Origin of the sequence: Pseudomonas sp. KUIN-1 (assembly GCF_009176725.1) — a bacterium.
Taxonomy (GTDB): domain Bacteria; phylum Pseudomonadota; class Gammaproteobacteria; order Pseudomonadales; family Pseudomonadaceae; genus Aquipseudomonas; species Aquipseudomonas fragariae.
Window position 1 is genome coordinate 3,989,619 of record NZ_AP020337.1, and the last position, 21,899, is coordinate 4,011,517.

Genomic DNA, 21,899 nt, shown 5'->3' on the forward strand with positions numbered 1-21,899 from the left:
TATCAGCCGCCAGGCGCTGGTGCGAAGATCGACGCCAGCGCCTCGCTGCTGCCCTGCATGCTTTCGTTCTCGCGCAACGCCTGACGCTGATAGCGCACCAGTACCGGATGCAGCGCGATCGCCATGTCCGTCTCGCGATCACCACCGGCCACGTAGGCGCCGACGCTGATCAGATCGCGCGTCTGCTGATAACGCGACCACAACTGTTTGAAATGCTGCGCACGCGCCATGTGTTCGGGGCTGACCACGGCGGGCATGACCCGGCTGATCGACGCTTCGATATCGATAGCCGGGTAATGCCCCTCTTCGGCCAGACGCCGGGACAACACGATGTGACCGTCCAGCACACCGCGCGCCGAGTCGGCAATCGGGTCCTGCTGGTCATCGCCTTCGGAGAGCACGGTGTAAAACGCGGTAATAGAACCACCGCCCTTTTCAGCGTTGCCGGCGCGCTCGACCAGTTTGGGCAAGCGGGCAAACACTGATGGAGGATAGCCCTTGGTGGCCGGCGGCTCGCCAATGGCCAGCGCGATTTCCCGCTGAGCCTGAGCAAAACGGGTCAGGGAATCCATCAGCAACAGGACATTCTTGCCCTTGTCACGAAAGTATTCGGCGATTCGCGTGCAATACATCGCTGCGCGCAAACGCATCAGAGGCGCATCATCGGCTGGCGAAGCGACCACCACCGAACGCTTCAGGCCCTCCTCGCCGAGGATGTGCTCGATGAACTCCTTGACCTCACGGCCCCGCTCCCCGATCAGGCCGACGACGATGATGTCCGCTTCGGTGAAGCGCGTCATCATGCCGAGCAGCACACTCTTGCCCACGCCCGTACCGGCAAACAGCCCGAGACGCTGACCGCGACCCACCGTCAATAAACCGTTGATGCACCGAATGCCGACATCCAGTGGCTGACTGATGGGGTCACGCTTGAGCGGGTTGATGGTCGGGCCATCCATCGGCACCCAGTCTTCAGCCTTGATCGGCGAGCGACCATCCAGCGGACGACCGGCACCATCAAGCACCCGGCCCAGCATGCTCATGCCCATCGGCAGACGACCGGTATCGGCCAGCGGCACAACCCGCGCGCCAGGCGCGATGCCGGCCACGCTGCCGACCGGCATGAGAAACACCTTGCCACCGGAAAAACCCATCACTTCAGCTTCGACTTCCACCGGGTGATGGCTGTCGTCATTGATAACTACACACCGGCTGCCCATTGCCGCGCGCAGGCCCTCGGCCTCAAGCGTCAGACCCACCATGCGCAGCAGCCGACCTTCCACTACGGGCTGGGCAGGCAGGCTGATCGACTCGGCATAGGAACCGAGGCGCTTGGCGAAACTGGTGCGATCAAGGCGCATCGAGGGTGTCCGCGTCAGATTCTTCAGCATTGGAGGCTTTGCCTGGCGAAACATCCAGATCAACGCTCAGATCCGCTGCAGCAGGATGAGTGACCTGTTCATGCAACTGGTCGTGCATCTTGGAAATCGCCAGGGCAATGCGTGTTTCGACGCTGGCGTCGATACGGCTATGCTCGGTTTCGATGCGGCAACCGCCCGGCAGCAGGTCTTCGTCTTCGACGATCTTCCACGACTCCTCGTGACGTTCACGCATGGCCTTGACCAGCAGGAAGTCCTGAGGGTTTATGAAAATTCGCACATTCTGCGCGCCCATCGGCAATAGCTTGAGGGCATCGCGCAGCACGCTGGCAATCTGTGCCGAGTCCGTGACCAGCTCGCGCTGAATGACCTTACGCGCGATGTGCTCGACGAGGTAAATGACGGCCTTTTCGATCTGGGTGTCCTGCTCGGCGATAGGTGCCAGCAGATTACCCATCAGTTGTTCCAGGCTGGCAACTTTTGCAGCAAGAACGACCTCCGCCTCCTGACGCACTTTTAGCTGAGTGCTGTGAAAACCTTCCTTTTCACCGGTGGCGAAGCCTTCGTTCCAGGCCTCCTGGCGGATGCTTTCCAGCTCTTCCAGAGTCAGTGGCTGAACTTCATCCAGCGGCACTTCTTCCATCTCGGCCGGTTCGTCGACCAGCTCGGGTTCCGGTTCAGGTTCGGGCTCCACGTGTGGATCGAAGCTGGGCAGCGCCCAGATGTCGAGCAACGCGGCGTCCTTGGCGCGAATGAGGTCGCTGGCCGATTCTTTATTGGAACTGGACATGAGTCGGCTGAATCCTTAGATCATTTCCTCGCCACCCTTGCCACCGAGTACGATCTCGCCGGCCTCGGCCATACGACGCGCAATGGTGAGGATTTCTTTCTGGGCGGTTTCCACATCGCTGACACGCACCGGACCTTTTGCTTCCAGATCGTCGCGCAACAGCTCAGAGGCACGCTTGGACATGTTCTTGAAGATTTTTTCCTTGATGCCTTCGTCCGAGCCCTTGAGCGCGAGTACCAGCACGTCCGAGGATACTTCGCGCAGCAGCGCCTGGATACCACGGTCGTCGACATCGGAAAGATTGTTGAAGACGAACATGAGGTCCTCGATCTGCACCGAAAGGTCTTCGTCGACCTCGCGGATCGAGTCCATGAGCGAACCTTCGATCGAGCTGTCGAGGAAGTTCATGATATCGGCCGCACGCTTGATACCACCCAGTGTGGTACGCGACGTGTTGGCGTTACCGGAGAACTGCTTCTCGAGAATCTGGTTCAATTCCTTGAGAGCCGCTGGCTGTACGGTGTTGAGCGATGACACGCGCAGGATGATATCGAGGCGGACCTTGTGATCGAAATGCCCAAGCACCTCGCCCGCCTGATCGGCGTCGAGGTAGGCGACCACGATGGCCTGAATCTGCGGGTGCTCGAAACGGATCACGTCGGCGACGGCACGCGGCTCCATCCACTTGAGGCTGTCCAGACCGCTGGTATTGCCACCCAGCAGGATCCGGTCGATCAGGCCGTTGGCCTTGTCCTCGCCCAGTGCCTGGGTCAGCATCTTGCGGATATAGCCATCGGAACCGACGCCAAGACTGGTCTGATCACCGACGATGTCGACGAACTCGCTCATGACCTCTTCGACCTGCTCGCGATGCACGTTGCGCATCTGCGCCATCGCTACGCCCACTTTCTGGACTTCCTTGGGGCCCATGTGCCGGAGCACCTGAGCCGCATCGGTTTCGCCCAGCGAGAGCAACAGTACAGCCGCTTTTTCAACTTTGGAGAGTTTGGCTACCATGGCTCGTTCATTCATCAGTGTTGATCCACTCTTTCACAACCTGAGCCACACGGCCAGGATCCTCAGCCACCAAACTCTTGATTGCGTTCAGCTGTGCGTCATAGCCTTCGGTCGGGCTCGGCAGCAGAATACTCTGCGGGCCGCCCAGGCTTACGCGATCGTTGGACAATTCGCCGTCCAGACCGCCCATGCCACCCAGTTCGGCGTCGCCACCGAAACCTGCCAGTTCCTTGCGCTTGCCGTTGGTGATGTTGTTCAACACCGGGCGCAGTACACCAAACACCAGGATCAGGATGAAAATCACGCCAACCGCCTGCTTGACGATGTCCCAGAACCAGGGTTGCGAATAGAACGACGCCTCAGGCAGCACTTCAGCGCGTTCGCTGGAGAATGGCACGTTGATCACGCTGACGCTGTCACCGCGGCTGGCGTCGAAACCCACGGCATCCTGTACCAGACGCGTGAAGCGAGCCAGATCCGCCGCGCTCCACGGAGCACGCGTCACTTCGCCATTGGCCGCGTTGGTCTTGACCATGTCGTCGACCACCACCGCGACCGACAGGCGGGTCAGACGGCCCTGCTGCTGCTTGGTGTGACTGATCGAACGGTCCAGCTCGAAGTTCTTGGTCGACTGCACGCGCTTGTCGGCAGGGTATGGCGCCAACGCGGGCTGACCGGTGGCCGGGTCCATGATCTGCTGACCATTGGCATCCAGCAGTGGCTGGCCTGGCGCGATGGGGCCGGCAGCACCGGCGGCACCACCGCCTGCAGTCTGCGGAGCCGTCGCCGGGCCGGGCGGCTGGTTGCTCAGCGCACCCGGAACGCCGCCCGAGCTTGAGCTGCTGGAACGTTGTTCATTGACCGACTGCTCGCTGCGCAAGGCAGGCTGGTCGGGGTTGAAGCTTTCGGCGGTCGATTCGACAGCGCTGAAATCAACCACTGCCGAGACCTCGGCCTTGTAGCGATCATTGCCCAGAATCGGCTGCAGAATGTTCTGCACGCGCTGGGTCAGCATGCCTTCCATGCGACGGCTGTAGTCGAATTGCTTGCCGGCCATGGTCAGTTCGGAGTTTTCCGCCTGATCGGAAAGCAGAGCGCCCTTCTGGTCGACGACGGTAATCTGCGACTTGCTCAGCTCGGGAACACTGGTGGCCACCAGATTGATGATGGCCATGACCTGACTCGGCTCCAGTGAACGACCGGCGTACAGCTCGACCAGTACCGATGCACTTGGCTTGCGGTCATCACGGACGAACACCGAGCTCTTCGGAATGGCCAGGTGCACACGGGCACCCTTGACGTTGTTCAATGCAGAAATGGTACGTGCCAGTTCACCTTCCAGGCCACGACGATAGCGTGTGGCTTCCATGAACTGACTGGTGCCAAGGCCCTGATCCTTGTCAAGGATTTCGAAACCGATGTTGGCGTCGTTCTGTACCACACCCGCCTGGGCCAGTTGGATACGCGCACGCTGCACATCATCGGACTTGACCAGCAGCGCACCGGAGTTCGGCTCGACGGTGTAGTTGATGTTCGCCGCAGTCAGGGTGTCCATGATCTGCTTGCTGTCCATGCCCGCCAGACTGCCATAAAGCGGACGATAGTCAGGCTGCTGGGACCAGAGCACCACGGCGAAGCCGATGGCCACGCTCGCGGCAAGACCGACCATGAGGCCGATCTGACGCAGCATGGTCATTTCGGAAAGATTTTCCAGAAAAGACATACCGAACAACGGTTTTCTTTCGGAATCGCCCGTTCTTGCAGGAACGGTATCGGCAGCTGCTTCGGCCATGACTCAGTACGTCCCTTAAACCGGCATCTGCATGATGTCTTGGTAAGCTTGAACCAGCTTGTTACGCACCTGGGTCAACGCCTGAAAAGACACGCTGGCTTTCTGCGACGAAATCATGACGTCGGTCAGATCCACGCCGCTCTTGCCGACTTCAAATGCATTGGCCAACTGGCTGGAAGCCTGCTGGGTCTGCGCGACCTTGTTGACGGCCTGACCAAGCATGTCAGCGAAGCTGCTGGCACCGGCTTCCTGCGCACCGGACACGGGCTTGGGCGCAGACATCGCATCCATCTGCATGGCCCGCATATCCAACATCAAGCGATTAAATTCAACACCTTGGCTCATGGACATATCTCTCGTAAGGCCCGCAAATTTTTGACACTGATTCAGCGGGTACAGAAGGTATAGCAACAACGATGCCAGCTAGATGGCGGCTATTTGCCACACCAGATGAGTGCATCATGTCGCTTGACACGAGTTCGCGCCGGGCCGCCCGTATCTACGGGGCGCCGGGATTATTTCAGGCTTGTATCACAGCAAAAATATTCAGTGACCGCCGATCGGGAGCGGCGATCCGTGTGCCTGGTTCATGTGGCAAACAGATAGGCTTCCACATCCATTCCGGCGTCACGCATCTGCGCCAGCTTGTAGCGCAATGTACGCGGGCTGATACCCAGGCGTTCCGCAGCCTCCTTGCGACGTCCCCGTTCAGAACGCAGGGTGTCGATGATCATTTGAAACTCGTGACGCCTGAGGTCATCGCCCAGCGCGCCGACAGATTCCGGACTGACGCCGGCACCTGCATTCTCCGCCACGGTAGTGCCAGTCACTGCCACTGCAGCCTCGACAGAGGCAGCAACAGGCAGGCTGGTAACCGGCCCGGACAGACAGAAATCCTGCGCCTGAATCACCCCGCCCTGCTGCAGAATCAAGGCCCGCTGCACAGCGTTATCCAGCTCCCGCACATTCCCGGGCCATGGATAGCTCACCAGACACTGCTGCGCTTCGGCGGAAAGACGAACCGGCGCATGCTTCATTTTATTGACGTGTTTGGCCAGAAGCCGCTCGGCCAACGGCAGAATATCGGCAGTCCTTTGACGCAACGCCTGCCATGCCAGTGGAAATACCGACAGGCGATAAAACAGATCTTCACGAAAGCGCCCCGCCGCCACTTCACCCGCCAGATCGCGGTTGGTGGTCGCCACGACGCGGATATCCAGAACGATCGGCTTGCGCGCCCCTACGCGTTCGACTTCGCGCTCCTGCAACACACGCAGCAATTTGGCTTGCAGCCCCAGCGGCATTTCGGAAATCTCGTCCAGCAGGATCGTCCCGCCGTCAGCCTGCTCGAACTTGCCAGCCTGCGCCGCAATGGCGCCGGTAAACGAACCCTTCTCATGACCGAATAACGTGGCTTCCAGCATGTTGTCCGGAATCGCCGCACAGTTGATCGCAATAAAAGGCTTATCGGCACGGGGCGAGTTTTGATGAATGAAACGCGCCAAAACCTCTTTGCCGGTCCCGGACTCGCCGGAGATCAACACGGTGGAGTCGCTTTTCGCCACGCGACTGGCCAGGTTCAGCAACTGGATACTGGCGGGCTCGACGGCAATCGGCCCGTCGCGCTCGGCAGGTTCCAGACGACCCAGTGCATGCCGCGCAACCAGCGCGATCAGCGCCTTGGGCTCGAAGGGTTTGACCAGGTAATCCGCAGCCCCCTGACGCATGGCATCGACAGCGCGCTCGACTGCGCCATGCGCCGTCATCAGCAGCACCGGCAGTTGCGGATGCCGGCTGCGCAACAGACTCAACAACTGGTGGCCGTCCATGCCCGGCATGTTGACGTCACTGATCACCAGGCTGAAGGGCGTTGCCTCGGCAGCCACCAGTGCTTCTTCGGCGGAACCGACCGCCTTATAGTCATAACCGGCCAGCTCGAGGGTTTCCCCAAGCGCTTCCCGGAGCGAACGGTCATCCTCGACCAGCAGCACATTGATCGGCATCAGTTATTACCTGTCGGACTGGAAGCCGGGATCAACGGCAGACTGACAATGGCGCAGGTACCACGGCCGACCCGCGACAAATAATCCACGCGCCCCTGATGCGCACGCGACACCGCCGTCACCACGGCCAGACCAAGCCCTGTGCCGGTGGTCTTGGTCGTAAAGAACGGCTCACCGATGCGCGCCAGCGCGGCCTTGTCAATGCCGCTGCCGTTATCGCTGAAGCAGATTCGCAGTTCGTTGCCGCGACTGTAGGCGTGAATTTTCAGCAGCGTCCGGCCAGCGCTGGCCTGGACGGCGTTTTCAATCAGATTGAGCAGTGCGCCGACCAGTGTGTCGCGATTACACAGCAGCTCGCCATCGATGCTGTCGCACTGCCAGCGCACCGAAACGCCCTGAACATGCGTCGCAGCCGCATTTTGCAGCGCCTGAAACAGAGCACCGGGCGTCAGGCGATCCGTCAGCGGCAGTTCGCCGCGGGCGAACACCAGCATGTCGCGAACCTGATGCTCCAGCTCATGCAAACGATCCTTGAGCCGCGCGGCGAAACGCTGCTGGGTTTCCACCGGCAGTTCCTGCTCGGTCAAATGGCTGGCGTAGATCATGGCAGCGGACAACGGCGTACGAATCTGATGCGCCAGAGAGGCGACCATACGCCCCAGTGAAGACAGGCGCTCGTGACGGGCCAGCTGTTCCTGAAGATGACGGGTTTCGGTCAGGTCATTGAGCAATACCAACTGACCCGGCTCGGCATCCAGCGAGCGTGTGGCAATCGAGAGCCTGCGACCGTCCTTGAGGGAGACTTCGTGGCCGTCGTCCTCTCGGGGTGCAAAGCAGCGGCTGATCACATGACGCCAGAGCATGCCCAGCAGCGGCTGCCCGAGCAGATCGATAGCAGCGGGGTTGGCCTCGCGCACGACGCCCATGCCATCAATGACGATCACCCCGCCGGGCAGCAGATCAAGCAGATTCTGCAGGCGGTTGGCCAGGCGTTCTTTTTCCGCCAGTTCCTGAAGACGCTGGGCGCCGGCATGTGCCAGTTCGCCCTTGAGTTCGGTGACGCGCGCTTCAAGCACCCCGTAGGAATCGGTCAATTGCGCCGACATTTGATTGAACAGCGAGAATGCGTGCTCAAGCCCCTGACGACTTTCCAGCTCCGGGGAGTACGGAGCCTGAACAGATAGGGCGGAAGTCAGTTGGGCGGCCTGGGACATGATTCATCTCTCTCGTGGCGAACCGTCAGTAAACGGTGTGTTAAGAGAGACTTAGCAATCCCCGTGCCTAAAAAAAACCCCTGAAAAATCAGGGGCTTGGTTTTTGGCACAAAAAACCGGCGTCAATCATCTGCCTGTTCATCGCCCTCACGGCGGCTCATACCGTACTTGCGCATCTTCTCGACCAGCGTGGTACGACGAATACGCAAGCGCTCCGCAGCACGGGCAACGATACCGTTGGCATCGTCGAGCGCCTGCTGAATCAGGCCCTGCTCCAGACCACCGAGGTAGTCTTTCAGATCAAGACCTTCAGGCGGCAGCATCGCGCCGGAAGCGAAGTTCGGCGTATTGCTGTTGATCGCCACACGCTCTTCGATCTCGCTGCGCATGCTGTCGACCATCTGCTCGTCTTCGTCGTCGACGTAGCGAAACTTCTTTGGCAGCTCAGCCACGCCAATCACACCGTACGGGTGCATGATCGCCATGCGCTCGACCAGGTTGGCCAGCTCACGAACGTTGCCCGGCCAGGCATGGCGACACAGCGACATGATGGCGGCGGAGTTGAAACGAATCGAACCGCGCTTCTCGTGCTCCATGCGCGAAATCAATTCATTCATGAGCAGCGGGATGTCTTCGACACGCTCGCGCAACGGCGCCATCTCGATCGGGAACACATTGAGGCGGTAATAAAGGTCTTCGCGGAAGCTGCCCAGCTCGATCATGGTCTCGAGATTCTTGTGCGTCGCGGCGATAATGCGCACATCGATGCTTTGCGTCTTGTTGCTGCCCACACGCTCAAAGGTGCGTTCCTGCAGGACGCGCAGCAGCTTGACCTGCATCGGCAGCGGCATGTCGCCGATTTCGTCGAGAAACAATGTGCCGCCGTTGGCCAGCTCGAAGCGCCCGGCACGGCTGGTGATCGCACCGGTAAACGCGCCCTTCTCGTGTCCGAACAGCTCGCTTTCGAGCAGCTCGGCCGGAATGGCACCGCAGTTGACCGGCACGAACGGCGCATCACGACGCTTGGAGTGGTAGTGCAGGTTACGCGCAACCACTTCCTTGCCAGTGCCCGACTCGCCCAGAATCAGTACGCTGGCATCGGTGTCGGCGACCTGCTGCATCATCTGCCGTACGTGCTGAATCGCGCGGCTGGTACCTACCAGACTGCGGAACAGGTTCGGTTCACGATGACGGCCGCGCTCGCGGGCCTGATCGTACATCTCGCGATAGACCTGGGCACGGTGCAGCGAATCGAGCAGCTTGCTGTAGCTGGGCGGCATTTCGAGTGCAGAAAGGACTCGCCTGCGCAAATCCTCGGGCAATTCGACAGAGGAATTTTCGCTCATCAGCAGCACAGGAAGGAACTCATCCCATGCGGCGATGGTCTTAAGGAGCCCTTGCAGGCTGCCCGGCGCGTTTACGCTACCGACCAGTACGCAAAGTACTTCTCGTGGAGACGCCAGAGAGCCGACCACCTGCTGCCAGTCCTGACTGGAACAGGAGAGATTTTCTTCGCCAAGAAAATTCAGGATAACCGCCAGATCCCGGCGGCGCTGGCTATCGTCATCGATTAGCAGAATCTTGATTTCACGCCACATGCAATAGCAACTTCCCTAGTCAACTCAATGCCCATGATTGGGGGGCAGCTTGGCTTCTCAGCTGTATAAACCTTGAGACGCCAGAAAATAGTAAACATCACTAGTTAAGTCAAAAAAAACGGACACAGTCAAATTTATGGCGAAATTCTTGTCGAACAATAAAAATGACAATTAAACATTAACCAAACAGATGGTATACCTTCGTCGCGCTCTTCGCATTCTGGATTTGAGTCATTTCTTCGACAACCGCTTGACGCTCACCGGTTGCAACATCAATCAGTTGCCTGTAGACACCCAATAACTCCTCAAGGTTGCTGCGCAGTGCAGGTTCGTCGTCGGGCGCTTCGCTGACCACCGCGTCGACACACTCGCGACACGCCAGGTCCAGCTTGACGATAGCCTCCCAGTCACGATCTGCCAGCGCGCCTACCAAGGCTTCGCGGGTTTCCTCGATACGCTTGAGCGCAGCACTCATTATTGTTCTCCTCAGGCCAGCAGATTATTGCAAGGTGCCGATAGCATCCCAGCCTTCCTTGACGGTGATCAACAGGCCGGCGACTTCATCGAGCATCTTCTGATCATTACGGGCGTTGGCTTCCGCCAGACGCGTCATCATGTAGTGATAGAGACTGTCCTGCCTGACCAGCGCGTCACTTGGCGAGCTTTCCAGATCCAGCCCCTCACGCAGGCCGCCCACGATGTCGATGGCCTTGCTGATGAGCACGCCCTTACTAGCGATATCCTTGCGCGCCATGGCACCCTTGGCCTGAGCAATGCGGTCGAGGCCACCTTCCATCAACATTTGAACAAGACGATGAGGACTGGCCTCCGAGGTCTGAGCCTGGGAGCCGATCTTCTGATACTGCCGCAACGCTAACATCGGATTCATAATGGGCCTCGTAACAAATCCAGAATACTGATACTCAAGCTATCGACGCAGTGCGCGGAAACTTTAGCCTAAAAGCAAGAACCCGACACAGCGTCGGGTTCCTGGTACTTCTGCACTGGTTTTTTACGAGGCGTTTTTCTGCGCGTTCATCGCTTCAAAAATCGAAGTAATGCTTGAAGCCGTTGCCTTTAACTGCCCGACGACCAGGTCCATTGCGTTATATTTCTTGGTGAGGGTTGCCGTCAATGTCGTAATACGACGGTTGAGCGCCTCCTGATCACTGGCCAGTCGCGTCTGCACTTTATTAAGACTGGTGGTCTTGCCAGCCAGAACGCCGTCGGCTTTCGTATACGGCTCAAGCGCAGTGTTCATGCGTGCGATCAAGCCACCCGAGCTGGTGCCGTCAGCATTGGTCACACCGGTGAACATCGCCTGAATCTGGCTGCCCAGCTTCTTGTCGCTCAGCGCTGTTGTGAGTTCGGTCGTGCTTAACGTCAATTTGCCGTCAGACTGTTGAGTCTTGATCCCCAACTGCGCCAGGGAACTCAAGCCGGCATTCGACGTAGCCGTGGCAATCTGGTCGCGTATCGTCGCCAGCAGGGCACGCGGCGCGGAATCGCCGGTCAACGCAGCGGCCGTGTATTTACCCTGACTGTCGACAGTGCCCTTGGTCAACGACGACACCAGTGAAACCAGTGTGTTGTAAGAGTCGACGAAAGACTGCAATGACGTTTTCAGACCATCGGTGTTAGTGGCTACCGTGACTGTGGTCGATGCCGAAGGAGCAGAAGAAGCGCTGGGCGCGACCAGTTCGAACGTCAGACCGGAAATGGCCGTACTCACGGTATTGGTCTTGCTGGTCAGACTCAGGCCATCGACCGTGAACGCAGCGTCCTTGGCGACATCGGTAATCGCACCGGCGCCAGTACCCGAGGCACTCATCAACTTGGTGCCATCAATGTTAAGCGCTTCCTGGCCGGAAGCGCCCGTCACCGAAATGTCACTGCCCTTGCCGGTGGTCGTCGAACTGAACACCAGCCTGGAACCGTTGTTGTCGTTGATGATGTTGGCGGTGATGCCTTTACCCTGCAGCGTCGAGTTGACCTTGTCGCGCACTTCCTGCAGCGTCGAGGTCTTGTCGATCGCCACGTTGTAATCAGTGCCATTTTGAGTGATTTTCAGAGTACCACTCGGAATAGCACTTGACTGCGTCGAGTCTAGCGCGGCGGTAGCCACCTTCGAAGGCGTTGCCAGCTGGCTAACGTTGATCGCGTAGGAGCCGTTGACTGCCGTGTTGCCCGCTGTGGCCTTGACCACCGCTTCATTAGAAGACGTAGCAGCAAAGCCCTGGAAGGCAGGCGTGGTGGAACTGGCAAGGGTATCCAGTGTCTTCTGGAACGCAGCCAGTGCAGACGTCAACTGACTGACACCCGACAGGGATGCAGTCGTGGAGGCGCTCTGCTTGTCGATCTGGTTCTGCTTGGGCGCTTTTTCAGCACCGACAAGACCTTCGACGATGGAACCGATTGCCAAACCGGACCCAATACCATTTGTAGATGTAATCGGACTTGCCATGGTGCTTCTCCCTTCAAGAATGCCGCAGGGTTAACCGCCCTTTTAAAAGGCGAATGACCCGACAACACATGCGGTACCGGCGATCAGGCCTTGGCGCGGAACAACAAACTGTTCGCATCACTCAAGCTATCGGCCAGTTTCAGGATTTCTGCATTGGGAATCTGTCTTACTACTTCACCGGAGTCGCTTGCAATCACTTTGACAATGACTTTGCCAGAATCTTCGTCAATCGAGAACTCAAGATTGCGCTTCACCGCGTGAAAGAATTTTTGAATATCCTCGGCCGCTGCTTTGACTTTAGCATCGTCCTTGGGATTATCCTTATGCAGATCGGAACCTTTACTTTCGGCCGGGGCCGCAACCCGCTCCACGGGCTTCGCGTCGGCAGGCTTGTCAACCGGCGGGGCGGCCACAACGGCCTGGCCTGCCGGTTGAACGGCCGGATAAGACAAGCTCAGCTTCACACTCATATCCATGACCATCACCTCTGAAAGCAAAAAAGCGAGAGAGCACTGTTAAGTGCTCACCCGCCAAAACTCATTCCGATATTACTGAAGCAGTTTCAGTACAGCGGACGGCAGCTGGTTAGCCTGTGCCAGGATCGAGGTGGAAGCCTGTTGCAGGGTCTGTTGCTTGGTCAGCTGTGCAGTTTCAGCAGCAAAGTCGGTATCCTGGATACGACCCAGTGCAGCACTGGCGTTTTCGTTGATGTTCTGCAGGTTGGAGATGGTGCTGGACAGACGGTTTTGCGCAGCACCCAGATCCGAACGGGTGTTGTTGATGGTCTGCAGAGCCGAGTCGATCGCGGCGATTGAAGCAGAGAAGTTGGTCTCCGCTGCGGCGCTGTCGGAGCCGACGATGGTGATCGCCGAACCGACACCCAGGGTGTTCGCGTCAAAACTGGCGCTCAAAGACAGCGAGATCTGGTTCGAGGCGCCGGAGTTGGAGCCAACCTGGAAAGTCATGGTGCTGGCAGAACCGTCAATCAGGTTTTTGCCGTTCAGGTTGGTACTGTTGGCGATACGGGTCAGTTCCGAACTCATCTGGGTGAATTCTTTGTTCAGCGCAACGCGGTCAGTAGCGCTGTTGCTGTCGTTTCGCGACTGAACAGCCAGTTCACGCATACGCTGCAGAATGTTGGTCGACTCTTGCAGAGCGCCTTCAGCGGTCTGAGCAATGGACATACCGTCGTTGGCGTTTTTGATCGCCATGGTCTGACCTTTGATCTGCGAGTTGATCTTGGTAGCAATGTTCAGGCCGGCGGCGTCATCTTTCGAGCTCATGATCTTCAAGCCGGAAGACAAACGACCCATCGACGTCGACAGTGCGTCGGAGGCGCGGCTCAGGTTCTTCTGGACGCTCAACGATGTTACGTTGGTGTTTACTGTTAAAGCCATGATGAATTCCTCGGTGGTTTTGGTACTACGTGGCTTCCGGCCCCTGCAAGCGCCGGGTATGCCTAGAGAACCTTCGTAATAGTTATCGTCGCGATGGCAGGTTGCTTGAGTGTTTTTTTTTAATATTTTGCCATCATCGTGACACCCCTTATAAAACAAGGGTTTGGGGCGTAAACCCACGGCGGGAAAGAGGGGAATTCACGGCAGTCAGAAGTGGCGGCAGGCGAGCGCATTGCGCCACGAAGTTCAAAGTGTGACGTAGATCACTATTTAATTTAAGAACGCCTGGGGTTTTATCCGCAGGCGTTCTTTGTAAGGCGAGGTGAACTCAGTCTTTATAGATAATTGCAGAGCCCCAGGACAACCCCACACCAAAACCGCTCAAGGCGACCCGCTTCCATGAAGAACCGAGCACATGCTTCTCGATCAGCAGCGGAATGCTGGATGACACGGTGTTGCCGGTTTCGACCATGTCCTTGAGAAACTTCTCGGGTTTGTCTTCGAAGCGCCGCGCGACCGCATCGACGATCGCCGCACTGCCCTGGTGAATACAGAAGGCATCGATATCGTCCGGGGTCAGATCCGACTCGCCCAGTAGCTCATGCAAATGCGCCGGGACTTTCAACAGTGCAAAGTTGAACACCTGGCGACCGTTCATGAAGAAAACGCCGTTGCTGACCTTCAGATGTGGCGCACCGGAACCATCGGTACCGAACTTCGCCTTGCCCAGCTGCCATTGGGCCCCCTCGCCCATCCAGGTGGCCGTCGCAGCATCACCGAACAGCATGGTGGTGTTGCGGTCTTCCTGATCGACAATTTTCGAATACGGATCGGCAGTGATCAACAGGCCATTTTTCAAGCCTGCCGCTTCCATGAAGCCCTTGATCGCATAAATGCCGTACACATAGCCGGAACAGCCCAGCGATATATCGAATGCAGCGACGTTGGTCGACAGCCCCAGCTTGTCCTGAACGATGGCTGCGGTATGCGGCAGCCCTTCCTCGTCGCCATTCTGGGTGACGACGATCAGCACATCGATGCTTTCGCGCTTGAGCTGCGGGTTATTGGCAAACAGCGTGTTGGCCGCCTCAACGCACAGATCCGAGGTTTCCTGGCCGGCGTCTTTGCGCGGCAGGAAGGTGGAGCCGATTTTCCCAAGGATGAATTCTTCATCCTTGCCGAATCTGGCGCCTTGAGCGTAGTTATCAACACCTGCAACAGGCACGTAACTCGCTATGCTTTTAATGCCAATCATCATGGCTTCCCGATGAGTAAACAGGTCATTTTTCGTCCCGATGCAATCGGGGCGCTACCGAATAGGGGTGATTTACGGACATTTTCAGGGCGCTTGGCAGGTTAAAGCAAGTCAGGCGCATGTCGCTCCCTGTAAAACAATACAGTGGAGATGCACTTTATGACCCGCAGGTCACTCCCGTGTGCATGCTTTAGGATAATTTGCGTCGAGGGAACATGCACTTGATGCTTGCCGGCAGCTTCCTGCGAAGAAGCCTTCAAAGTGACTAACCGGCCGCGAAGCAGCCGGTTTTACGGGGGTGAACGACTCAAACGGCCAGAGTGAAGCCTTTGCCGTGGAGATCCAGATTGACGCTGTAGGCTTCATCCTGCGCGAACTGCGATGACCACTTGTCCATCAATGCTTCGCGCGCCTGCTGCGGGGCATGCAGCACACCGGAATGCACTACCTGCACATGCGGCGTCCATACGGTCAGATAGCCGGCTTGCGCAGCCTTGAGGCACAGATCGACATCGCCCAGTGCTTCGGCGAATGCCTCCTCATCAAGACCGCCCACTGCGTTGTACAGCTCCTTGGCAATCATCAGGCAGGCCGATGACACGGCAGAGTAGTTCTGCTCGACCACCAGGCGCTGCATATAGCCAGTGGCGGTCTTGGGCTCACCGACGAACCCCGAACCCACACCGCCATTCAGGCCCAGCACCAGACCGGCCTGAGTCACTGCACCTTCGCCGTCCACCAGCTTGGCGCCTACCACGCCCACTTCCGGACGCTGCGCCTGGTTGAGCAGTGATTCGATCCAGCCGACATTGACGATCTGACTTTCGGCATCCAGCAGGATCAGGTATTCGCCACCGGCTTCCTGACTGATCAGATTGCGCAAGGCTGCCGGGCTCATGCGCTGCTCGGCGCGGAACACCCGCACGCGACCCGACACCTGCTCCTGCCGGTCCAGCCAGGTCGACAATTCGGCAGAGCTGCTGGCGTTGTCACCGATCAGCACTTCATAACGCTGATAGCGGGTGCGTTGCAGAATGCTTTGCAGGCAACGCTGCAACTCGGGCAGGTTGTCCTGGCCGTGCAGCAGGATCGAAACCACCGGCCGGTGGGCGTGGCGATAATCGATCTTGTAAGCACCAGGCTGCGCCGAGCTGACTTCCGCCTGATAACCGCGCTTGTCAAGGTGGCGCTTGAGCGCTTTTTGTTCGTCCGGATTGTCTTTCAATTCGGGCGCCTCACAGATCAGCAACGGTTCGCTCAGATGGGCCAGACCGCTCATGCCGCCCTGCTCGATCAGGCGCAGCAACAGATCGAATTCCAGCGCCTCGGGAAACTCGCGCGAGTATCCACCCGCCTCGACCAGCAACTCGCGACGCACCAGCCAGTGACGAGCCATCAATGCCGGCAGACTTTGCAGCAGATCAAGGTTGAAGCCGGGACGAAACACCGGCGTGAGCGTGCCATTGGCTTGACGCTGAATCTCGTCCACGGCAACGGCCCGGCACTGCGCGGCATCGATCAGCTCGGCGCTGGCCAGCAACAGACCGCTGCGGGTGAACTCTTCGCCGGCCTGCGCGAGCATCAGCCAGTCGCTGGGCGACTGTTTGACGAACTGATTAATCTTGTCGACGTAGTTGCTTTCGGTGACTTTCACAAAGTGCAGGGTACTGTGCAGCGTAGTCACGGCCGGCAATTCCCCGGTGGTGAACACCGCCACCCTGAAGGCCTTGTAATGACTGTTGATCAGGCTGTCGAACGTGGCCTGCAGCTTGAATACATCCGCTTCCAGATCCAGCACCAGGATACCGATCTGCGACCCGGCCGGTTTGCTGGCGAGTTTGTCGCTGATCTGCTTGAGGGCCTCAGGCGCCGGATCGCGCGAATCGAGCCAGTTGAGCAGTTGACCGGAAGCCATGCCATCGAGCAGCCGACCATTGTCGAAAGCGGATGCCGCCTGCAGACGCTGGCTCCAGGCCGAAACCTGTTCGATCTGCTTTTCGCTGTCCTTGCCTTTGCCGCTGATCAATTCCGCGATCAGGCTCTTCACGACGCCCAGGTTGAAAGCGTAGGTTTCGTAGGCGTACCACAAGCGGCTGATGCGCGCCTCGGCGTCCGGGTTGCTCTGCTCGCGCAACAACTCGGCCTGCTTGAGCAGCGCCGCTTCCAGCCCTTCCAGCTGCAGACGGCCCGCCGGCATCAGATGGATGAGGAATTCGATTCTGGCCAGCTCATCGAACAGTGCCTGGTTGTAAAACGGCATTTCGACGAACTGGCGAGGCTCGAAGAGCGCGTCCGATTGCTCAAGGCCGACGTTCCACACCGCGCTGATGATTTTCTCATCGCCCTGGAAGCCCTGGGTCTTGAGGCACTCGCCCATGGCGGCAAGACCGGCCTGAATCTTCTGTTCACCCTGCGCGCCGTCGAAGCCCGAGCCCTCACCGAGCAGCGCGACCAGTTTTTTGGCGAACGCATCGCGGACGGCCCTGGCCTTGGGATCAGTGTGCCTGACGGCGGCGGCAATGGCCGCGCCATGGCGTAGCTCGGCCTGCTTGCCCGAGGTGAAGTGCAGTGCATAAGCGATTGGCAGGATGCGCAGGCGGGCCGCCGCAACCAGATAGTTCATATGGCCGATTTCCTGCCAGTGCGGCTCGGTGTCATCGGTAACCGAAGTGAACCACTGCTGCGCCAGCTCCGTGCGCGTCACTGCGCTGAGCAGCGACAGGCTTTCACTCATGAAACCCAGAACCCGCTCACCCGCGTCATCCGCGGCATAGTCTTCGCAGGTTTTGCGATCGCGACGGAAATAGTCCACCTGACCGACCTGTGCCTGATAGCTCAGGCTGTAGCCCTGACAGGCGCCGTAGGTGGGGTTGGCCTCAAGAAAGCTCAGTGCTGCGCTCAGTGCATCAGGCAGCAGAAAACTGTCGACCGGAGCCTGAACCACGAAGGGCGTGGTCACCTGCTTGAGCCCCTCGGCGACCCTGACGCCAAGGCTGGCACTGGCCAGCGCGTCACTGTGCAGGTAATGCAGGCCGGCTGTGCCGGCAATCTCCGCATCAGGCTGGGCTGACGCATCGACCACTATGAGGGTGCACGGAAACTGGCTGTAATACTTCAAGGCGCGGCGCAGGAAGTCTGGCTGGTCCCTGGCCATCAACAGCAGGGTCAGACGCTGATTCAAAGCGGTGTGTTCATTTCCCGAATGGCTTTGCATGATCTTTCCTTATAACGAATCGATTGCGCCTTCAACCGCAGCGGGCGTTGAAGCAAGAGCGTAGCGTGACCGTGCCAGCGGGCAACCCGCTGGTGCGTGTTCAAACGGATCGGATCAGTCCGGCAACCAGCCGTTGGCCCAATACTGCAGGTTTTCGCCGCGCAACATGAAGTCACGCAGTACTGTCTCGCGCAACTCGTCGCCCATGCGGTAGCTGGCATTGGGGTCGGACAAGTGCATGCGGATCGCCTGCAACCATTCTTCGGAGCTGTTGGTGTACACCCGGGTCGCCGGCAGATGGCCGCGATACGCCTCGGTGTCGGAACAGATCACCGGATAGCCGCAGGCGCCGTACTCGAGCAACCTGAGGTTGCTTTTGCAGTCATTGAAAATATGGAATTCCAGCGGTGCCAAGGCCAGATCAAGGTTCAGGCTGGCGAGCTTGGCCGGGTAGGTTTTCAGGCTGACCCCTGGATGGAACTCATGGATGTAGGGCTTGAGCAGATCCGGGCACATGCCGAAGAACACCCACTCGACTTCATCAGCCAGTTCGCGCACCACATCGGCAATCAGCTCCAGGTCTCCCCGATGGCTGGTGCCGCCGCCCCAGCCAATACGCGGCTTGTCCGAGCTGCGACGCTGGGTCCTGAGGTTACTCCACAAGTGGGTCGCCAGCATGTTCGGCACGACGCGAATGTCGCTGTGCATGCTCGACAGCGCCTCGGCCAGCGGGTGAGTCGATACCACCACACGGTCACACAGGCCTATGCCCTTGCGCAGCATGGCGCCGATGTTGTCCGGCATGTTGCGCTTGTGCTCGTTGCGCTCGGGGACATCGGCGATATAGTCATCGAGCTCGAAAATACGCATGGCACTGGAGTAGTTCTTCGCCAGCTCGATGTCCGGAACCTTGGCTTCTGTGTAACGGCCCTGGAAAACGATGACATCCGGCGACTGGCGCTCTATTTCGACCGGCGTTGCGGTCTCGTAAGTCATTCGGCCAACCACCCGCCCGGCCGCCATCAACTCCAGCAGTGGCTGGCTGACCCGGTAGTGCCCCACCGCCGAGGAGTTGACCGCCATACCGAAAATGGACGGCAGGTGCCGGGTGCAGAACGGGCTCCAGCCCGCCAGCAGACCAGGGTCCAGAGTGAACGACAGCGCCTCGTTGAGGTACAGGTTGGGGTTGTAGGCCTGATCCCTGGCCATTTTCGGCAGCCACTTCTGGAAGAACGATTTCTGCTCGTTGTCGAGTACCTGACGAGACGTCTCGTTACGTTCGGCGGCAGCAGGCTCGGCCAGTACCAGCGATGAATCCGGGGTACCGACGATCAGGTAACCCTCGTGCCCGACGCGCATGCACAGGTCCAGATCCTGCAGCCCCTGCGTGAAGGTCGCAGCCTCCAGTGCGCCGACGGCGTCGAAAACGTCCTTGCGCACCATCAGGCAATTGCCGCTGACCGCGCTCCAGTTCTGGGTCAATTGCAGGCGCTGCATGTAGCCACTGGCACCTGCAGGGAAATGGATGAACGGCCGACCGGCCAGACCATCCATGCCCATGACCATGCCTGCGTACAGAATATTGCCTTGTGGATTGAGGATACGTGGACCGACGATCCCGACCTCGGGGCGCTGGGCATGGTGCATCAGCCCCTGCAGCCAGTCCGCCTGATGGATCAGCGCATAGGCGCTGAGCATCAGCAGATAATCGCCACGCGCCTGACCGGCGGCATGATTCTGGGCGGCTGCCTCGCTGCCTGTTGCGGACAGGGAAAAAATCCGCAACTTGTCGCTGCCCAGCTCACTCATCGCCGTGAACCATGCCCGCGCTTCGGCGCTTTCGCTGGCGTTGTCGACGATCAGGACTTCGTAATTCGGGTAGGTGGTGTTGCTGAGCAGACTGTCTATGCAGCGCTCCAGGGCGCCCAGTTGATCCCTGGCGGTGATGATGATCGAGACCAGCGGCAGCGACGGGTGAACGTACTCGATGCGATTGAGCAACGGCAACTGATCGTGATGAATCACGTGTTCTCTGCCGATCCGTGACAGGTGGGCTGCAACCAGAGGCTCGCTGTGCTCGATAACACCAGGCAGCGACAGCCAGTCCGCGAATGCCAGACGCGACTCGACCTGCACTTCGGCAATGTGCTCGATGCTCTGCGGCCCGGCCCCTTCGACCAGACGCCAGATCACATCGTGCGGGGCGAGTTCATCGAAGGCCGGATCGAAACCGCCCATGTCGAGCAGATTTCGACGTTCGAACGCCAGCGTGCGCCCGACATAAGGGTAGGCACGCAGCAGGTCCAGGTTGAAGCCGGGTTTGAATATCGGCTCTCTGGACTCGTCCTCGACCAGCGCGCCTTCGTCGCTGTAGACACACAGCAGCCCGGGGATCTGGGCGATACGCTCGGCCAGAATCAACAACGCTGGCTGCGTCAGCCGGTCACCAGCGCGCAACAGGTAGACCCAGTCGGCACTGTCCAGCAGTGGCAATACTTCGTTCAGTTGCCGAGCCCAGTCCGGCTGCAGAGAAAAACGCAGCACCTGAGGGTCGTCGACACTGGCGTTGGTCAGCACCACCACCGAGTCTGCGGCATAGTCCTGTTCGGCCAGGCTGCGCAAGGTGATATCGAGGGCCTCGGCATCGCCATCCGCATCGATGATCACCGGCACGATACGTGGCTGCCAGGCCCAACTGACGATGCGCTGTTCCAGCAGTTTTTTTTGCGGCTCGGAAAACCGGCGGCAGGACAGCCATTCGGCGTAAAGCTCTGCATAGCTGTCACTGCTACTGCCGACGCGGCTCATCATGATGCCCTGGCGACCAGCCATCACCCCGTAAAGGCCGACCTCATCCCACTCACGCGGTTCTTCGTGCGCGCGGCGCAGAGGCAGAAAACGCACCCAGCCCTGAGCCGGTGCGTCTTCGCCGCTACGCGCCTTGAGCATTTCGTTCAGCCAGCCCCATTCGGTGGTGGCTTTCTGGTGCATATCGCCCTGACTGCTGAAGCGCCCCGGGTGCAGGCGTTCGGTGCTCTGGATGCTGTGCAGCACCACGAGATTGCCGCGTCGCAGCAGGCAGATAAACAACGTGAAATCCAGCAGCGCAACGAAACCCTGCGGCAGCGCAATGGACGGCAGGTATTCCTGGACATCGGCGCGACGCATCAGCGCGCCACTGAAACCGCCCAGATAATTGCGCGGCGTGCGCTCGAAAATCGCCAGCATGTCCTCGCCCTTGAACACGGCGTCGTAGGGCACGAGGCCGACGTTTTCCATGCGGGCCGGCAGGACATAATCATCGACGTCCACCAGATGGCGCTTGCTGACGACGAGTTGGACGTCCTGGTAGGTATCAAGGGTTTGCGCCTGATGCGCAATGCAGTAGTTATAGAGGCGGTCGTCATCGCAGAGAAATTTGATGTACTCGCCGCTCGCCTGCTCCAGCCCCATGAGCAGGTTGCCCTGAAACCCCAGGCGCTGAGGATTGCGCAGGTAACGGGCCCGGTCGCTGTCGGGAGCCACCAGTTCGTCGAAAATCGCCTTGATCTCGTCGCTACGGCAATCGTCACAGACGATGATTTCGAGATTGTCGTAGACCTGGTCGAGCGCACTTTGCAGCGCTGCGCGGAAAAAACGCGGATTGAAGGCGGGAATGACGATACTGACGAGGGGGACTGAATTCACTATGACTGACTCGCGAGCGGCTGGGGACCCATCAGTCGAGTGGCCCCCCTCACCGCTGAAAAAAGACGGCGGATGCTCAACGTCAGAAC

At 59.0% G+C, this 21,899-nt stretch carries 16 protein-coding genes; all 16 read right to left on the reverse strand.

Annotation, left to right across the window (positions count from 1 at the left end; genetic code table 11):
• Window positions 1-2: 2 nt before the first annotated feature.
• Entirely contained in the window at window positions 3-1,361 is a 1,359-nt protein-coding gene (gene fliI / locus KUIN1_RS17770) for a flagellar protein export ATPase FliI (protein WP_011268440.1), read from the reverse strand.
• Window positions 1,351-2,169, reverse strand: coding sequence for a flagellar assembly protein FliH (fliH, locus tag KUIN1_RS17775; RefSeq protein ID WP_011268441.1), 819 nt, complete (start codon window positions 2,167-2,169; stop codon window positions 1,351-1,353). Before fliH ends, fliI begins: the two co-directional genes overlap by 11 nt.
• 15 nt (window positions 2,170-2,184) lie before the next feature.
• Window positions 2,185-3,201, reverse strand: coding sequence for a flagellar motor switch protein FliG (gene fliG / locus KUIN1_RS17780; RefSeq protein WP_011268442.1), 1,017 nt, complete (start codon window positions 3,199-3,201; stop codon window positions 2,185-2,187).
• Window positions 3,194-4,978: a flagellar basal-body MS-ring/collar protein FliF gene (gene fliF, locus KUIN1_RS17785; RefSeq protein WP_011268443.1), complete on the reverse strand. Its 1,785-nt coding sequence runs from the start codon at window positions 4,976-4,978 to the stop codon at window positions 3,194-3,196. The genes fliG and fliF overlap by 8 nt, the downstream gene beginning before the upstream one ends.
• 15 nt (window positions 4,979-4,993) lie before the next feature.
• The gene (gene fliE, locus KUIN1_RS17790; RefSeq protein WP_003344011.1) at window positions 4,994-5,323 is read right to left on the reverse strand and encodes a flagellar hook-basal body complex protein FliE; all 330 of its coding nucleotides are present in this window, start codon (window positions 5,321-5,323) and stop codon (window positions 4,994-4,996) included.
• Between the two features lie 242 nt (window positions 5,324-5,565).
• Window positions 5,566-6,981, reverse strand: a complete 1,416-nt coding sequence (locus KUIN1_RS17795) for a sigma-54-dependent transcriptional regulator (protein ID WP_011268444.1) — start codon at window positions 6,979-6,981, stop codon at window positions 5,566-5,568.
• A complete protein-coding gene (locus tag KUIN1_RS17800; RefSeq protein ID WP_011268445.1) occupies window positions 6,981-8,195 on the reverse strand; it encodes a sensor histidine kinase in 1,215 nt (404 codons plus the stop codon). The genes KUIN1_RS17795 and KUIN1_RS17800 overlap by 1 nt, the downstream gene beginning before the upstream one ends.
• 122 nt (window positions 8,196-8,317) lie before the next feature.
• Window positions 8,318-9,793, reverse strand: a complete 1,476-nt coding sequence (gene fleQ, locus KUIN1_RS17805) for a transcriptional regulator FleQ (protein WP_003316803.1) — start codon at window positions 9,791-9,793, stop codon at window positions 8,318-8,320.
• A 178-nt stretch (window positions 9,794-9,971) separates the two neighbouring features.
• A complete protein-coding gene (fliT, locus tag KUIN1_RS17810; protein WP_003316802.1) occupies window positions 9,972-10,268 on the reverse strand; it encodes a flagellar protein FliT in 297 nt (98 codons plus the stop codon).
• A 24-nt stretch (window positions 10,269-10,292) separates the two neighbouring features.
• Window positions 10,293-10,682, reverse strand: a complete 390-nt coding sequence (fliS, locus tag KUIN1_RS17815; protein WP_011268446.1) for a flagellar export chaperone FliS — start codon at window positions 10,680-10,682, stop codon at window positions 10,293-10,295.
• 123 nt (window positions 10,683-10,805) lie between these two features.
• Window positions 10,806-12,257, reverse strand: coding sequence for a flagellar filament capping protein FliD (gene fliD, locus KUIN1_RS17820; RefSeq protein ID WP_024651377.1), 1,452 nt, complete (start codon window positions 12,255-12,257; stop codon window positions 10,806-10,808).
• An 83-nt stretch (window positions 12,258-12,340) separates the two neighbouring features.
• The gene (locus tag KUIN1_RS17825; RefSeq protein ID WP_011268448.1) at window positions 12,341-12,733 is read right to left on the reverse strand and encodes a flagellar protein FlaG; all 393 of its coding nucleotides are present in this window, start codon (window positions 12,731-12,733) and stop codon (window positions 12,341-12,343) included.
• Between the two features lie 72 nt (window positions 12,734-12,805).
• Window positions 12,806-13,654, reverse strand: coding sequence for a flagellin domain-containing protein (locus tag KUIN1_RS17830; protein WP_011268449.1), 849 nt, complete (start codon window positions 13,652-13,654; stop codon window positions 12,806-12,808).
• 328 nt (window positions 13,655-13,982) lie between these two features.
• Window positions 13,983-14,909 (reverse strand): ketoacyl-ACP synthase III, encoded by a 927-nt coding sequence (locus KUIN1_RS17835; protein WP_172980101.1) that lies wholly within the window; start codon window positions 14,907-14,909, stop codon window positions 13,983-13,985.
• 307 nt (window positions 14,910-15,216) lie between these two features.
• Window positions 15,217-18,123 (reverse strand): TIGR00180 family glycosyltransferase, encoded by a 2,907-nt coding sequence (locus tag KUIN1_RS17840; RefSeq protein ID WP_152092147.1) that lies wholly within the window; start codon window positions 18,121-18,123, stop codon window positions 15,217-15,219.
• Between the two features lie 114 nt (window positions 18,124-18,237).
• Window positions 18,238-21,810: a glycosyltransferase gene (locus KUIN1_RS17845; RefSeq protein ID WP_152092148.1), complete on the reverse strand. Its 3,573-nt coding sequence runs from the start codon at window positions 21,808-21,810 to the stop codon at window positions 18,238-18,240.
• Window positions 21,811-21,899 lie beyond the last annotated feature (89 nt).